The organism is Brevibacillus sp. WF146, from assembly GCF_001673705.2.
GTDB classification, from domain to species: Bacteria; Bacillota; Bacilli; order Brevibacillales; family Brevibacillaceae; genus Brevibacillus; species Brevibacillus thermoruber.
On the sequence record NZ_CP109943.1, the window covers coordinates 521,062 to 536,849 of the forward strand.

General features: G+C 63.2%; 14 protein-coding genes. All 14 read left to right on the forward strand.

Going from position 1 to position 15,788, the window contains the following annotated elements:
* Window positions 1-72 precede the first annotated feature (72 nt).
* The 14 genes from A6764_RS02640 (at window position 73) to A6764_RS02705 (ending at window position 15,715) form a co-directional block, all read left to right on the forward strand.
* Window positions 73-516, forward strand: a complete 444-nt coding sequence (locus A6764_RS02640; RefSeq protein ID WP_035296117.1) for a low molecular weight protein arginine phosphatase — start codon at window positions 73-75, stop codon at window positions 514-516.
* A 168-nt stretch (window positions 517-684) separates the two neighbouring features.
* Complete coding sequence (gene rpiB, locus A6764_RS02645) at window positions 685-1,140, forward strand: ribose 5-phosphate isomerase B (RefSeq protein WP_029100387.1); 456 nt, start codon at window positions 685-687, stop codon at window positions 1,138-1,140.
* Window position 1,141: 1 nt separating this feature from the next.
* Window positions 1,142-1,711 (forward strand): TIGR01440 family protein, encoded by a 570-nt coding sequence (locus tag A6764_RS02650; protein ID WP_065067439.1) that lies wholly within the window; start codon window positions 1,142-1,144, stop codon window positions 1,709-1,711.
* 57 nt (window positions 1,712-1,768) lie between these two features.
* Window positions 1,769-3,019 (forward strand): serine hydroxymethyltransferase, encoded by a 1,251-nt coding sequence (glyA, locus tag A6764_RS02655; protein WP_029100385.1) that lies wholly within the window; start codon window positions 1,769-1,771, stop codon window positions 3,017-3,019.
* A gap of 210 nt (window positions 3,020-3,229) precedes the next feature.
* Complete coding sequence (gene upp, locus A6764_RS02660) at window positions 3,230-3,859, forward strand: uracil phosphoribosyltransferase (RefSeq protein ID WP_029100384.1); 630 nt, start codon at window positions 3,230-3,232, stop codon at window positions 3,857-3,859.
* A 13-nt stretch (window positions 3,860-3,872) separates the two neighbouring features.
* Window positions 3,873-5,021 carry a non-hydrolyzing UDP-N-acetylglucosamine 2-epimerase gene (gene wecB, locus A6764_RS02665; protein WP_044898627.1) on the forward strand — a complete coding sequence of 383 codons (1,149 nt, stop codon included), beginning with the start codon at window positions 3,873-3,875 and terminating at the stop codon, window positions 5,019-5,021.
* A 228-nt stretch (window positions 5,022-5,249) separates the two neighbouring features.
* Window positions 5,250-8,399, forward strand: coding sequence for a phosphodiester glycosidase family protein (locus A6764_RS02670; RefSeq protein WP_065067438.1), 3,150 nt, complete (start codon window positions 5,250-5,252; stop codon window positions 8,397-8,399).
* Between the two features lie 169 nt (window positions 8,400-8,568).
* On the forward strand, window positions 8,569-9,939 hold the full coding sequence (bioA, locus tag A6764_RS02675) for an adenosylmethionine--8-amino-7-oxononanoate transaminase (protein ID WP_035296108.1): 1,371 nt from the start codon (window positions 8,569-8,571) through the stop codon (window positions 9,937-9,939).
* Between the two features lie 5 nt (window positions 9,940-9,944).
* A complete protein-coding gene (bioD, locus tag A6764_RS02680) occupies window positions 9,945-10,688 on the forward strand; it encodes a dethiobiotin synthase (protein ID WP_065067437.1) in 744 nt (247 codons plus the stop codon).
* Entirely contained in the window at window positions 10,685-11,689 is a 1,005-nt protein-coding gene (bioB, locus tag A6764_RS02685) for a biotin synthase BioB (protein WP_029100379.1), read from the forward strand. The genes bioD and bioB overlap by 4 nt, the downstream gene beginning before the upstream one ends.
* Window positions 11,690-11,694: 5 nt before the next feature.
* Window positions 11,695-12,894 (forward strand): 8-amino-7-oxononanoate synthase, encoded by a 1,200-nt coding sequence (gene bioF, locus A6764_RS02690; protein ID WP_065067436.1) that lies wholly within the window; start codon window positions 11,695-11,697, stop codon window positions 12,892-12,894.
* Window positions 12,891-13,619, forward strand: coding sequence for an alpha/beta fold hydrolase (locus tag A6764_RS02695; protein ID WP_264622385.1), 729 nt, complete (start codon window positions 12,891-12,893; stop codon window positions 13,617-13,619). The genes bioF and A6764_RS02695 overlap by 4 nt, the downstream gene beginning before the upstream one ends.
* Window positions 13,600-14,433 carry a malonyl-ACP O-methyltransferase BioC gene (gene bioC / locus A6764_RS02700; RefSeq protein WP_264622386.1) on the forward strand — a complete coding sequence of 278 codons (834 nt, stop codon included), beginning with the start codon at window positions 13,600-13,602 and terminating at the stop codon, window positions 14,431-14,433. Before A6764_RS02695 ends, bioC begins: the two co-directional genes overlap by 20 nt.
* A gap of 91 nt (window positions 14,434-14,524) precedes the next feature.
* The gene (locus A6764_RS02705) at window positions 14,525-15,715 is read left to right on the forward strand and encodes an acetyl-CoA C-acetyltransferase (RefSeq protein ID WP_065067434.1); all 1,191 of its coding nucleotides are present in this window, start codon (window positions 14,525-14,527) and stop codon (window positions 15,713-15,715) included.
* Window positions 15,716-15,788: the final 73 nt, after the last annotated feature.

A 15,788-nucleotide genomic window follows, 5' to 3' on the forward strand; every position in this document is an offset into this window, starting at 1 on the left:
CCGGGCCATCCTGAAATCGCTCGCCGGGAAGGTTGTTCAGGCAGCAGCGCCGCCGGAAAGGGGGAGAGACACGTGAAGAGAATTTTGTTTGTCTGTACGGGAAACACCTGCCGCAGTCCGATGGCGGAGGCGCTGTTCAGGGCCAAGGCGGCGGACGGCCAGTGGGAAGTCCGTTCGGCGGGAGTGGCCGCGTTCGACGGTCAGCCTGCTTCTCCGCAGGTCCTGCAGGTGCTGGCGGAACGGGGCATCGAACACGATCATCAGGCCCGTCGGTTGAACGATGAAATGGTGGTCTGGGCCGATCTGATCCTGACCATGACGCAGGGCCACAAGGCGATGATTCAGGGCATGTTTCCCGGTGCCGCGGAAAAAGTGTTCACACTGCGGGAATTTGTCGGCGTGGAAGGGATGAGCGACATCGCCGACCCGTTTGGCGGTACGGTGGAGGACTACCGCCGATGCGCGGAGGAAATCGAAGAGTCGCTGGACCGGCTGTTTGACAAGTTCACAGGCTGACGTTGCGGCGCATATTGTGAAGGGATGAGGTGCTGGCAGTGGGCCAGGGCCTTCTTTTGCATGATAGGGCGAACATTTTTTGTTTCCCACTAAAAAATGTTCACTTTTTACGATGCGGATTCTGATGTATAATGGCAGAAGATCACGACACAAGCGAGGGATGGCAGGATGAAAGTGGCGATTGGCGCCGATCACGGCGGGTACAAACTGAAGGAGGAAATCAAGGGGCTGCTGACCTCGATGAACATTTCCTTTGAAGACTTCGGCTGCACCTGCGGAGATTCGGTCGATTATCCCGACTACGCGCTGCCGGTGGCGGAAAAAGTGGCGGCCGGGGAATTTGACCGCGGCATCCTGGTATGCGGGACAGGCATTGGCATGTCGATCGCAGCCAACAAGGTGCCCGGCATCCGCTGCGCACTGGTGCACGACACGTTTTCCGCGCGGGCGACCCGCGAGCACAACGACTCCAACGTACTGGCCTTGGGCGAACGGGTGATTGGTCCGGGGCTGGCGCTGGACATCGTCAAAATCTGGCTGGAGACGGAGTTCCAGGGAGGGCGTCACGCGCGCCGCGTGGAAAAAATTGCAGCGATTGAAGCCAAACATGCGGGAGTGAAGTAAGGTGGACATGCTCGCAATCGAACGGCAGGTGAGCGCGCTCGTCTCTGAAGTGGCGGAGTTGGCCGAGCTGCGGCCGGGCCAGCTTCTCGTCATCGGCTGCAGCACCAGTGAGGTGCTGGGCAAGCAGATCGGCAAAGCGGGCAGCCGGGAGGTGGCGGACGCCATTTACCGGGGCATTCGCGCCGTTCAGGAAAAACGCGGTTTTGCGCTGGCTTTTCAATGTTGTGAACATTTGAACAGAGCGCTGGTCGTGGAGCGGGAGACGCAGGAGCGCTACGGTCTGGAAGAAGTGACGGTCGTCCCCGTGCCGCAGGCGGGCGGTTCGATGGCGGCGCACGCGTACGCCCACATGGCCGATCCCGTCGTGGTGGAGCACGTTCGCGCCCACGCCGGCATCGACATTGGCGACACGCTGATCGGGATGCACCTGAGACACGTGGCCGTCCCCATTCGCCCCTCCTGCCGGACGGTGGGCGAAGCCCATGTCACCGCAGCGCGGACGCGGCCCAAGCTGATCGGCGGAGCGCGGGCGGTCTACAAACGAACACCGTCGTCGGAGAGCTGTACCTAGGTCGGGCAAGCGGTATTCCTACCAATATCCCTGAGTGTAAAGAGGAGGAGACAAACCATGCTAGAGTTTTTGCGCAAGCAGGATCCGCAGGTGGCGGAAGCGATTCGACTGGAGCTGGGCAGGCAGCGCGACAAGATTGAACTGATCGCGTCCGAAAACTTTGTCAGCCGCGCCGTGATGGAAGCGATGGGCACGGTTCTGACCAACAAGTACGCGGAAGGCTACCCGGGCCGCCGCTACTACGGCGGCTGCGAGTATGTGGACATCGCGGAAAACATCGCCCGTGACCGCGTCAAGGAGCTGTTCGGGGCGGAGCACGCCAACGTGCAGCCTCACTCCGGGGCGCAGGCCAACATGGCGGTCTACTTTACCATCCTGAAACCGGGCGACACCGTGCTCGGCATGAACCTCTCCCACGGCGGACACCTGACGCACGGCAGCCCGGTCAACTTCTCCGGCACGCTGTACAACTTCGTGGAGTACGGCGTGGACAAGGATACCCACCTGATCAACTACGACGACGTCCGCGCCAAGGCACTGGAGCACAAGCCGAAGCTGATCGTCGCCGGCGCCAGCGCGTACCCGCGCACGATCGACTTTGCCAAGTTCCGCGAAATTGCCGACGAGGTCGGCGCGTATTTCATGGTGGACATGGCCCACATCGCCGGTCTCGTGGCGGCGGGACTCCACCCCAATCCGGTGCCGTATGCGCACTTTGTCACCTCCACGACCCACAAAACCCTGCGCGGTCCCCGCGGCGGCCTGATTCTCTGCAAGGAAGAGTTTGCCAAGGCGATCGACAAATCGGTATTCCCGGGCGTGCAGGGCGGTCCGCTGATGCACGTGATCGCGGCCAAGGCAGTCGCATTCGGCGAAGCGCTGCAGCCTGAATTCAAAGCGTACGCGCAGCAGATCATCAACAACGCCCAGGCTTTTGCCGAAGCGCTGAAAGCGGAAGGGCTGACGCTGGTCTCCGGCGGCACGGACAACCACCTGGTGCTGGTTGACGTGCGCAACCTCGGCTTGACCGGAAAAGTGGCGGAGCACCTGCTGGACGAAGTGAACATCACCACCAACAAAAACACGATTCCGTACGATCCGGAAAGCCCGTTCGTCACCAGCGGCGTCCGCATGGGAACGCCGGCGGTCACCAGCCGCGGCTTCGACGAAGAGGCGATGAAGGAAGTGGCGTCGATTATCGCGCTCACCCTGAAGCATCCGGAAGACGCGGCCAAGCACGAAGAGGCGCGCCAACGCGTCGCTGCCCTGTGCCAGCGCTTTCCGATGTACGAAGGGCTGACGATCTGACAGCCCCGTCGGCGGCGGGATTAAAAAATGGAAGCAGACCTCATGGAGCGATCCGTGAGGTCTGTTTTTGTTCGCTTGGCGGGAACGCCGCGGCCGGCCGGGGGATGGCCGTGAAGAGGGGGAAGATCGTGAAGATTGGGCAAATTGACGTGGACACGCTCCTTCGCTATGATGATAAGGATGTATTGATAGGGAAACGGAGGAACATGCATGAGCCGCGTATACGTGTTTGACCACCCGCTGATCCAGCATAAGCTGACCTATATCCGTGACAAGAACACGGGGACCAAGGAATTTCGCGAACTGGTAGACGAAGTGGCAACCTTGATGGGATATGAGATTACCCGCGACATGCCCTTGGAGGAGACGACCATCGAAACGCCGGTGGCGACCTGTAAAGCTCGCGTCATTTCCGGCAAAAAGGTGGGGCTGGTGCCGATTTTGCGGGCCGGTCTGGGCATGGTGGACGGTTTGCTGAAACTGATTCCCGCCGCCAAGGTGGGCCACGTCGGCCTGTACCGCGACCCGGAAACGCTGCAGCCGGTGGAATACTACGTGAAACTTCCGTCCGACATCGCCGAGCGTGAACTGATTGTCATCGACCCGATGCTGGCGACAGGGGGGTCCGCCGCAGCGGCCATTACCGCCCTGAAAAAGCGCGGGGCGAAAAACATGAAGCTGATGTGTCTGATCGCCGCGCCGGAGGGCATCAAGCTGGTGCAGGACGAGCATCCGGACGTGGACATCTACGTCGCCGCCATCGACGAGTATCTGAACGATCACGGCTATATCGTGCCGGGCCTGGGCGACGCAGGCGACCGCCTGTTTGGGACGAAGTAGGAGAGGGAATCCGATGAAGAAGCTGAAAGTGATGACCGTATTCGGCACGCGGCCGGAAGCCATCAAGATGGCGCCGCTCGTGCACGAACTGAACAAGCATGGGGACCAGATCGAGTCGATTGTCTGCGTGACCGCCCAGCACCGGCAGATGCTGGACCAGGTGCTGGAGATCTTTGACATCCGGCCGGACATCGACTTGAATATCATGAAAGACCGGCAAACGCTGGTGCAGATTACCACCCGCGCCCTGGAAGAGCTGGATGGCGTGATGAAGGAAGTCAAGCCGGACATCGTTCTGGTGCACGGCGATACGACCACCACCTTTGTCGCCAGCCTGGCGGCGTTTTACAACCAGGTGGCGATCGGCCACGTGGAAGCGGGCCTGCGCACGTGGGACAAGTACTCCCCCTTCCCGGAGGAGATGAACCGGCAGCTCACGGGCGTGATGGCCGACCTGCACTTTGCGCCGACCGAGGGGGCGGCGGAGAACCTGCGGCGTGAAAACAAGCCGGAAGAGGCGATTTACATCACCGGCAACACGGCCATTGACGCGCTGAAAACAACCGTCCGCGACGATTACACCCATCCCGTGTTGGAGCGCGTGGCCGGCCGGAAAATGGTGCTGATGACCGCCCATCGGCGGGAGAACCTGGGCGAGCCGATGCGCCGGATTTTCCGCGCGGTCAGACGGCTGGTCGATGAACATGGCGACATTGCCGTCGTCTATCCGGTCCACCTCAACCCGGCTGTGCAGGAAGTGGCGCAGGACGTGCTGGGGGGACACGAGCGCATTCACCTGATCGAACCGCTCGACGCCTTTGACTTCCACAACTTTGCCCGCCGCGCCCACCTGATTCTGACCGATTCCGGCGGCGTCCAGGAGGAGGCGCCTTCGCTGGGCGTGCCGGTGCTGGTGCTGCGCGACACGACGGAGCGGCCGGAAGGAATCGCGGCCGGCACGCTGAAGCTGGCCGGAACCGACGAGGACCAGGTGTACGCCATGGCCGATCATCTGCTGCGCGATGCCGACGCGTACGACGCCATGGCCCGCGCCGCCAATCCGTACGGAGACGGGGAGGCTTCCCGCCGGATCGTCGAGGCGATTTTGCACCACTTCGGACGCAGAGCGGAGCGGCCGGCACCGTTCCGTCCTGGCTCCTGACGCCGGGGGACTGCTCACCCACACACCGTTTTCGCGATCGCAAAGGAGGCGTTGATGAAACGCCTCCTTTTTGCTGTCCGCTAAAACGGGCGGTGCGGCAGGTTTCCCCGATGGTCAGTATTTCCAGCAAAGAATGTGCCCCAAAATATGAAACTATCCGCTTTCTCGCGCGTCTATTATGTAGCTGAGACAGTATGAAACAAGAGAGATAGGAGAGGAGTTACCAACATGAGAGGGCGGAAGGTTGTCTCGCTTCTCACGGCTGCTGCGGTAGCGTGGGGAGCTTTTGTTCCGTTTGCGCCGGTTGCGGTCCAAGTGGCACAGGCGAGGGCGGAAACAAGCGCCTTGCAGATGATGTGGGAGACCCCGATCGGGGAAGGGACCACGTTGCAGAAATATACGAAGTCGTTCGGAGGCCAGCAGATCACCGTTATGGTGACCAAGGTGGACCTGAACAATCCCTACGTGGAGGTCAAGCCGGTCTACGGCACCAACGGCAAGCTGACCGAGCGGCAGACGGTTACCCAGATGGCCCGGGAGACCGGCGCCATTGCGGCCATCAACGCCGACTTCTTCAACATGACCAAACGGGGCGCGCCGTTTGGCATTGTCATGAAGGACAAGCAGTTGATCTCGTCGATGGGGCACATCTCCTACTGGTACAGTCTGGGGATTACCAGCGACAAAAACGCGGCCATCGAAAAATTCGGCTTTACCGGAAAAGTGACGGCACAAAACGGCAATTCGTTTCCGCTGCAGGGGCTCAACAAGGAAGAATACAATCCCAGCGAAGGGCGGAAAAGTCACGAGAACCAGTTGAACCTGTATACGCCGGCGTTCGGCAAGACCAGCCTCGGCGCCATTCCCGGCTACAAGGACGTCGTCGAAGTGCTGTTTGTGGACAACGTGGCCAAGGAAGTGCGCGTCAACCAACCCGGCTTTTACATACCGTACAACGGCTACGTGCTGTGGGGACACGGCGCGGCGGCCAACTTCCTGAAGCAAAACTTCCCGGTGGGGTCAAGGGCGACCGTCGAGTACCAGACGACACCGCTCAATCAGGACTGGGTGCAAGCAGTGGGCGGAAACGTGCTGTTGGTCGATCAGGGCAAAGCGCTGTCCTCGTTCCCGGCCGACAAATCGATTCTCTCGATCAACGCCCGCACCGCTGTCGGCGTCTCCCGCGACGGCAAGACGCTGTACATGGTGACCGTGGACGCGAGCAAAGGCGTCTATCTGGATGAACTGGCCAAAATCATGGCCGAACTGGGGTCCTGGCGTGCGGTGAACTTCGATGGCGGCGGTTCGACCACGATGGCCGTGCGCATGTTGGGTGAAACGCACGCCAGCCTGGCCAACCAGCCAAAAGACGGCGCGGAACGGCGGGTTCCGACCGGACTGGCCGTGTACAACACGGCGCCGCCGGGAGAACTGGCCGGCTTCCGGATCTTCGGCCCGGCAGAGATGCTGATCGGCCAAACGGCGGAGTTTACGACCAAGGCGTACGACACCCACTACCAGCCGTACGCAGTCAACCCGTCCACCATCGTCTGGGAGGCCGGGGACGCGGGATCGTTTAACGGCCAGCGCTTCACCCCGACCCGTTCGGGACAGGTGTCGGTTACGGCGCGCGTGGGCAGCGTGGCGTCGAGCAAAGAGGTGCACGTCATCTCCGGCAGCGAGGTGCAGCAGATCGTCGTCTCGCCCAATCCGATCACCATCGCGCCCGGACAGGCGCTTACCCTGGACGTGAAGATCAAGACGAAAAAGGGACAGCTTCTCCAGGCGACCCCGCTCAGCGTCCAGACCAGCGTCAATTCGGCAGCCGCGACGGTAAACGACAAGCTGCAGCTCGTCGCGGGACAAGAGCCGGGCAGCGGGACGCTGACCGTATCGTACGACGGCGTCACCACCAGCGTGCCGTTCGTCGTCGGGCAGTTTGAGCAGCCGTGGCTTACCTTTGACAACCAGACGGGCATGCACCATGCGGCCGTGCCGGCTTCGATCAGCAACAGCGGATCGTTTACGGCGGTATCCGATCCGGTCTTCCGCACCCGCAAGGCAGCCAAGCTGGTCTACAACTTCTCCGGCGCTCCGGCGACCGAACTGCGCATCGCCTACGGCCGCGTCGGGTCCCAACCGGTGACCATTCCGGGCAAACCGATCGGCATGGGACTGTGGGTGTACGGAGACAACAGCAAGCACTGGCTGCGCGCGGAGGTCATCGACGCCAACGGCAAGACCGTCTACGTCGACCTGGCCCAGGCGATCGACTGGAGCGGATGGAAGCAGGTCAAGGGGTACTTCCCGGCCAATGCGGCCTACCCGCTGAAGTTGAAGAGCATCTACGTCGTTGACCGCCCCGATGACGGCAACCGGCACGACAAGGGAACGCTTTACTTCGACGAGGTCTCCCTGCTCCTGCCGAGCACGGCCGGCAGTCAGCCGTCCGGCAGGGACGTGGCGCCGGAGACGCCAGGAACCCTTTCCCTGGGCGCCGAATTGGACCTCGGCTATTCGTTCGTGCGTACGGCGTCATTCCTGCAGTCGGCCTCGATCAAGGTCAATTCGATCGTGCAGCAGCCGCTCCCCGGTTACGTGCCGGCCGACTACTCGTTTACCATCAAGCCGGGCGCTTTGAAGGAAGGCCAGCAGGACCAAATCTCCACGTCGCCGGTGACGCTGACGCTGACGCCGAAGCAGTGGCTGCCGGGCAAAGGCGTGGGCCTGCTGTACGTGAACGAGGCAAACAAGACGTTTGACCAGATCCCCGGCACCGTCAACGCGAAGGGGCAGTGGGTGTACGAAGTGAACGCCTACGGCACGTACATCCCGTACTACCTGGACGGAGGCGGCGTCGCCTTCACGGACATCGCCAACCACCCGGCAAAGGCGGAAATCACCTACATGGCGCAAAAAGGCTTGGTCAAGGGGCTGACGGAAACCACGTTCGGCCCCGAGGTCCCGCTGACCCGCGCCCAGTTTGTCACGCTGCTGGCCCGGACGTTCGAGTGGGAGCTGCCGTCCTCGCCGAAGCTCACCTTCAAGGACAAAATCCCGGCGTACGCGCAGGGGGCGGTGCAGGTGGCGCTCTCCAAAGGGCTGGTCAAAGGGTACCCGGACAAGACGTTCCGTCCCGACCAACCGGTGACCCGGGCGGAAGCGGCCGTGATCCTCGACCGCGTGCTGAAACAAAAGGGGACGACGGCCAAGGCGCTCTCCGACAAGCAGGCATGGCCCGCCTGGGCTGCTTCGTCGATTACCAACATCGTCGGGCTGGGGCTGATCGACCCGGTCGGCAGCAGGTTTGAGCCGAACAAGCCGACCACCCGTGCGGTTTGCGTCGTGGCGCTGTACCGGATTCTGCAGAAAAAATAAAAGTTCGAATTTCGACGAAAGACCGAGTTCTTCCCGAGGGAAGAAGCCCGGTCTTTTGTCCTGTTTTTGGGGGGGTCCCCAAAAATCCTTTGCGGAAATTTGTTAACTAAAATACAATTGTGGTTAACAAATCGTTTTCCGAATATTTGTGCCGAAGGAGGGGACCGGGTTGTCGCATACGCATACCTACGAAGAATTGGCCCGAAAAAACAAGCAGTACCTCTGGCATCCGTTCACGCAAATGAAGGACTACGTGGCGGAAGACCCGCTGATCATCGCGCGGGGCGAGGGGATCAAGCTGATTGACGTGAACGGCAAGGCCTATTACGACGGGTTTTCGTCCGTCTGGCTGAACGTTCACGGCCACAACGTGCCGGAGCTGAACCGGGCGATTGTCGAGCAGTTGGAGCAGGTGGCGCACTCCACCCTGCTGGGCATGGCCAATGTGCCGTCCATCTTGCTGGCGGAGCAGCTTGTCCGCATCGCGCCCGACGGCTTGACCAAGGTGTTCTACTCCGACAGCGGGGCGACCGCCGTGGAGATCGCCTTGAAAATGGCGTTTCAGTACTGGCAGAACATCGGCGTCACCGGCAAGCGTTCCTTTATCACCATGAACAACGCCTATCACGGGGATACGATCGGCGCCGTCAGCGTCGGGGCGATTCCGCTGTACCACGAGGTGTACCGGCCGCTGCTCTTTTCCTCGTATACGATCCCGTACCCCTATCCGTATCGTCACGAGGGAGAGCGGTCCGCCGCCGAAGAGACGCTTGCCTGTCTGGAGCGGCTGCTGGACGAGAAGGCGGACGAGATCGCCGCGCTGATCGTGGAGCCGATCGTCCAGGGGGCGAGCGGGATGATCATCATGCCCGACGGCTGCCTGAAGCAGATGGCCGATATGGCCCGGGCTTACGGCGTGCTGCTGATCGCCGACGAAGTGGCTACCGGTTTCGGCCGCACCGGCAGGATGTTCGCCTGCGAGCACGAAGGCGTGACGCCGGACATCATGGCGGTAGCGAAAGGGATTACCGGCGGCTATCTGCCGGTTGCCGCGACGCTGACCACGGACCGGGTGTACGACGCCTTTTACGCCGACTACGAGGAGCAGAAGACGTTTTTCCACGGTCACTCCTACACCGGCAATCCGCTCGGCTGCGCTGTCGCCCTGGCCAACTTGCGTCTGATGGAAGAGCGGCGGATCGTCGAGGGGGTGGCGGAAAAATCGCGCCGCCTGGCGAAGCTGCTGGCACCGCTGTCCGATTTTGCCCACGTGGGAGAGGTGCGGCAAAAAGGATTTATGGTCGGCATCGAACTGGTGCGGGACAAACAGACCAAAGAGCCGTATCACTGGGATGAGCGGATCGGCGTCCGGGTCTGCCGACGGGCGCGGGAAAACGGGCTGCTGACCCGGCCGCTGGGGAACGTCGTCGTGCTGATCCCGCCGCTGGTCAGCACGGAGGACGAACTGGCGGAGATGGTGGGCATTCTGGCGGAATCGATCGAGGACGTAACCGCGGCAGCCGCGGTCAAAGGAGCGTGACACGGATGGTAGACGGATGCTTCGCCGGCTTGTTCGTCGCCGGCACCGACACCGAGGTGGGGAAAACCGTTGTGACGGGCGGACTGGCCGCCGCCCTGCGCGAGGACGGCCTGGATCTGGGGGTATGGAAGCCGGTCCAATCGGGGGGAGAAACGGAAGAAGAGCGGGATTCGTACCGCCTGCGCACGCTTTCGGGCGTAGCCGACGCCTGTGACGAGATCGCCCCGTTTTCCTTTCCCGCGCCGCTGACCCCGCTGCTTGCCGCCGAGGCGGCGGGCGTCAGCCTTTCCCTGGAGCGGATCATCTCGTCCGGTCAGCCGCTCAAACGTCGGCACGATGCGCTGCTGGTGGAAGGCGCGGGCGGATTGGCGGTTCCCTTGACGAGGAACGAAATGATGATTGATCTGGCCGCCCGCCTCGGCATGCCGCTTTTGCTCGTGGGCCGCGCCGGTCTGGGGACGATCAACCACACGCTGCTGTCGGTGGAGTACGCCAGACAGCGGGGCATCACGGTGGCGGGGGTCATCCTGAACGGCTGCCGCACGGGCGACGGCGACCGGAGCGTGGAAAGCAACGCGGCCATGATTGAACGATTCGGCGATGTGCCCGTGCTCGGGCAGATTCCCTGGTTGGAAGGGAACGTTACCCGGGCCGGTGTGATCGAGGCGATACGCCGCCACGCAGATGTGGAGCGCATTCGCGGCTGGGTGGAGAAAAGCATGCTGCAAAAAGGAGAGGGTTGCCGATGAATCGAGTGGGGACGGCCGTCAACTGGACGGATTACGCGGAAAAAGCGCTGGCCGGGGAGGGGCTGTCGCGGGAGGAGGCGCTGTCCGTGCTGCGGGCGGACGATGACGACATCCTGCCGCTCATGCACGCCGCTTTTCGCGTTCGAAAGCGCTACTACGGGAAAAAGGTAAAGCTGAACATGATTATCAACGCCAAGAGCGGGCTGTGTCCCGAAGACTGCGGCTACTGTTCGCAGTCGATCGTCTCCAGCGCGCCGATCCAAAAGTACACGCTGCTGGACAAGGAGACCCTCCTGGCGGGAGCGCGTGAGGCGCTGAACCGCAAGGCCGGCACCTACTGCATCGTCGCCTCCGGACGGGGCCCCACGGACAAGGAACTGGAGCAGGTGATCGAGGCCGTCAGGGAGATTCGCGCCACCATGCCGCTGAAAATCTGCGCGTGTCTCGGCCTGTTGAGCGGGGAACAGGCGGCCCGGCTGGCGGAGGCGGGCGTCCACCGCTACAACCACAACCTGAATACCAGCCGCGCCAACTATAGCAACATCACGTCGACCCATACCTACGATCAGCGCGTGGAAACGGTGGAAACCGTGAAGCAGTCGGGGATGTCCCCCTGCTCCGGGGTGATCATCGGGATGGGAGAAAGCGACGAGGAGATCGTCGAGATGGCGTATGCGCTGCGCGAGCTGGACGCCGATTCCATCCCGGTCAATTTCCTCAACGCGATCCCCGGCACGCCGCTGGAAGGATACGGGCGAACGCCGGCCCTGCGTGCGCTCAAGGTGCTGGCGCTGTTCCGGTTTGTCTGTCCGACCAAGGAAATCCGCGTCGCCGGCGGGCGCGAGGTCAACCTGCGGACCCTGCAGCCGCTGGCCCTGTACGCGGCCAACTCCATTTTCGTCGGCGATTACCTGACCACGCCCGGCCAGGAGATTACGACCGACCATCAGATGATAGAAGATCTCGGCTTCGAGATTGAGCGCTGCGCGCTGCAGGAGTGAGGCGGATGAACAGAACCGGCCGTTGCGACTGGATGGAAGCGGAGCTGGACGCGCTCCGGCAGCAGTCCCTGAACCGGTGCCTGCGCATCGTGGACGACCGCGGGGAGGAAGGGGGCAAATGGCTGACGGTTGGCGGCAGGAGGCTGTTGAACCTCTCCTCCAACGACTACCTGGGCCTGGCGGGCGATCCCCGGATCGCCGATGCCGCCCGTCAGGCGGCGGAACAATGGGGAGCGGGAGCGGCCGCCTCCCGGTTGATTTGCGGCAATCACCGCTGGTATGCCGATCTGGAAGAACGTCTGGCCGAATGGAAGAAGCGGGAAGCGGCCCTGGTCTTCGCCAACGGCTACATGGCCAATCTGGGGGTAATCGCCGCGCTGGTCGGGCGGGAGGACGCGGTGTTCAGCGACCGGCTGAACCACGCGAGCATCGTCGACGGCATCATTCTCAGCCGCGCCCGCCATTACCGCTACCGCCACAACGATCCGGAGCACCTGGAGCACCTGTTGAAAAAGCACGCCGGACACCGCCGCGCCCTGATCGTCACCGATGCCGTCTTTTCCATGGACGGAGATGCGGCGCCGCTGCGCGAACTGGTGGAGCTCAAAGCGCGCTACGGCGCGATGCTGATGGTGGACGAGGCCCATGCCGGCGGCGTGAGAGGCAGAAGGGGGGAGGGGCTGTGTCACGAACTGGGACTGCACGACCAGGTGGATGTGATCATGGGCACGTTCAGCAAGGCGTTTGGCGTGTACGGGGCCTACGTCTGCGCCGACCGCGTGCTGATCGACTACCTGGTCACGAAGACGCGCCCGCTGATCTACTCCACCGGGCTGCCGCCGATGGTGGTGGCCGCCGTCCGCAAGGCGCTGGAAGTGGTGCAGGAGGAAGGCTGGCGCCGCACCCGGCTCAGGGAAAACAGCGCCTGGTTTCGCCGGCGGCTGCGGGCGTGCGGTTTTGCGGTCGGGGAGGGCGACTCGCCGATCATTCCGTGGATCGTCGGCGACAACAGGCAGGCGCTCCGGTTGAGTCAACGTCTGGAGGAGCGGGGAATCGCCGCCGTCGCCATCCGCCCCCCGACCGTACCGGAAGGCACCGCCCGCATCCGCTTTTCCCTGATGGCGACGCATACGCGTGAGGAGCTGGAGGAGGTTATTCGGCAGATGCAGTTCGCTGCGGCAGCCCGGGAGGAGGAGACGGGATGAAGGCGGCGATGCTGTGGCTGAACGGGTGGGGGATGTCCGACGAGGCGTGGCGCGGCATGCGCAGCCAGTTTCCGGAGTGTGAGCACGCCGTCCCCGACCTGTCCAGGGCGGACCGGCCTGAAGCGTTTTACGAGATCGCCCGGCAGGCGGCCTTATCGACTGCTTCCCTGCCGCTGATCGCGGTCGGCTGGTCGCAGGGCGGGATGCTGGCGCAGCGGCTGGCGGCCGAGGGATTGGCCGTGGGGCTCGTCTTGATCGGCACGACGGCGCGGTTTGTCCGTCCCCGCGAGGAGCGGCGGCTCGGCTGGCTGGACGCGCAGGTGCAGCGGATGGAGCGGGCGCTGTACGCGGATCGGACGGGCGTGATGCGGACGTTTTGGCAGTCGATGTGTACGGCGGAGGAGCGGCAGCGTGACCGTGCCGATCCGTCCGTCTCTTTTTGCGACGCATGGCCCCTGTCGACACTCGCGGCCGGACTGTCCTACCTGCGCGAGGAAGACCTCCGTCCGCTTCTCGGGAGCATCACCTGCCCGACGCTGGTGATTCACGGGACGGCCGACGGGATCTGCCCGTTCGCGGCAGGGGAGGAATTGGCCGCGAGGATACCGGCAGCCCGGCTGGAGGCAATCGACGGGGGCGGCCACGCGCTGCCGCTCGTCCATCGTCAGGCGGTGGCGGAGGCGATCAAAAGGATGGTGGAACACGGTGTGGAAAGCAGCAGTTAGCAGACGGTTCAGTGAAAAGGCCGACACCTACGACCGGTACGCCCTGGTGCAGCGGGAGATGGCGACGGAACTGGCGGCAGCGCTGGAGGCTGAGATGCCGCCGGCGGCGGAGTCGGTTCGCCGGGTGGTGGAAGTCGGCTGCGGAACGGGCGGTTTGACCAGCCTGCTCAGCGGCCGCTGCGCCAGCGCGGAGTACCTGGCGCTGGACATCGCGCCGGGCATGCTGGAAGCGGCGCGGCGACGCCTTGGCCCGACCGGGCAGACGTGCCGGTTTGTGCTGGCCGACGTCGAGGAGTGGGTCTGGCAGCAGGCGGAGCAGTGGGCCGATCTGATCGTCTCCAGCGCCTGTTTTCAATGGCTGCGGCAGCCGGAGAGGACGGTGGAGGGACTGTACCGGCTCTTGCGGCCGGGCGGCTCGCTGCGCTTTGCCACCTTTGGGCCGCGGACGTTTTGGGAACTGCACGACTCGTTCGCGGCGGCCTACCGCAAGCTCCGGCGGGAGCCGCAGCGGCACGGGCTGTCATTCTGCACGCCGGACGAGTGGCGAGCGATGCTGGATCGGGCCGGTTTTGCCGGCGTGCGCATACGTACCCGGGAGGTGCGGCTCCACTATCCGGACGTGCGCTCGTTTTTGCACGCGGTCAAGGGGGTCGGCGCCAGCACCGGTCCGGCTTCGGACAGCGCCGGGTTGGGACAGCGGCGGCTGCTGACGGAAATGATGGAGGCGTACCGGAGCCGCTTTGGCGGAGCGGAGGGCATTCCCGTCACGTACGAACTGGTCTATGCGGCGGCTCATCGGCCCGAGGGAAGGTAAAAATCGGTTCGCCCGGAACGGCAGGATATTTTGTGAAAAAAGGGAATTGTATGATGAAGACCTTCATGCTGTTTTCCAAGGAGTGATCCAGATGAGTCAGAAAGAGGTAGTGATCGCCAGCGCAGTGCGCACGGCCATCGGCAGTTTTCAGGGATCGCTGTCCGGCGTCAGCGCGCCGCAGTTGGGAGCCGTCGTGCTGGAGGCGGCTTTGCAGCGGGCGGGCGTTGCGAAGGAAGCGGTGGACGAAGTGATCATGGGCAACGTGCTGCAGGCGGGATTGGGACAAAATCCGGCGCGCCAGGCGGCGATCCGCGCGGGACTGCCGCAGGAGACGCCGTCGATGACGATCAACAAGGTATGCGGCTCCGGATTGAAAGCGGTTCACCTGGCCGCCCAGGCGATTCTCTGCGGCGACGCCGACGTGGTGCTGGCCGGGGGCATGGAAAACATGAGCCAGGCCCCGTACCTGCTGGAAGGGGCCCGCAGCGGCTACCGGATGGGCGATCAAAAGGTGGTCGACTCGATGATCCGCGACGGCTTGTGGTGTGCGTTCAACGATTATCACATGGGCATCACGGCGGAAAACCTCTGTGCCGAGTACGGGATCAGCCGGGAAGAGCAGGATGAGTTTGCCGCCTGGAGCCAGGAAAAGGCGCAGCGTGCCCTGGCCGAGGGGCGTTTTCGCGACGAGATCGTGCCGGTGCCGATTCCGCAGAAAAAAGGAGACCCGGTCCTGTTTGAGGTGGATGAATTTCCCCGCACGGGCGTGACCGTGGAGTCGCTCGGCAAGCTGCGGCCGGCTTTCAAAAAGGACGGAACGGTTACCGCGGGCAACGCGTCGGGCATCAACGACGGAGCGGCCGCCCTGTTGATCATGTCGGGCGAAAAGGCGGCCGAGCTGGGCGTCAAGCCGCTGGCCCGGATCGTCGCCAACGCCAGCGCCGGGGTCACCCCCAGCATCATGGGCATCGGACCCGTACCGGCGACGCAACGGGTGCTGGCCAAGGCGGGACTCTCCCTGGACGAGATCGATCTGATCGAGGCCAACGAGGCGTTCGCCGCCCAGTCGCTGGCAGTCGGAAAGGCGCTGGGCATCCCGCGCGACAAACTGAACGTAAACGGCGGCGCGATCGCCCTCGGACACCCGATCGGCGCCAGCGGTGCGCGCGTGCTGGTCACGCTGATTCACGAATTGCACAAGCGTTCAGGGGTAAAATATGGATTGGCGACGCTGTGCATCGGAGGCGGACAAGGGGTGGCCACGGTCGTCGAGAAACTATAAGCGGACAGGCTTCGGTTTCCATGGTCCCGGTGACGTACAACTTGGCGGTTTTTGTAAGAAAACGTTCGCTGTT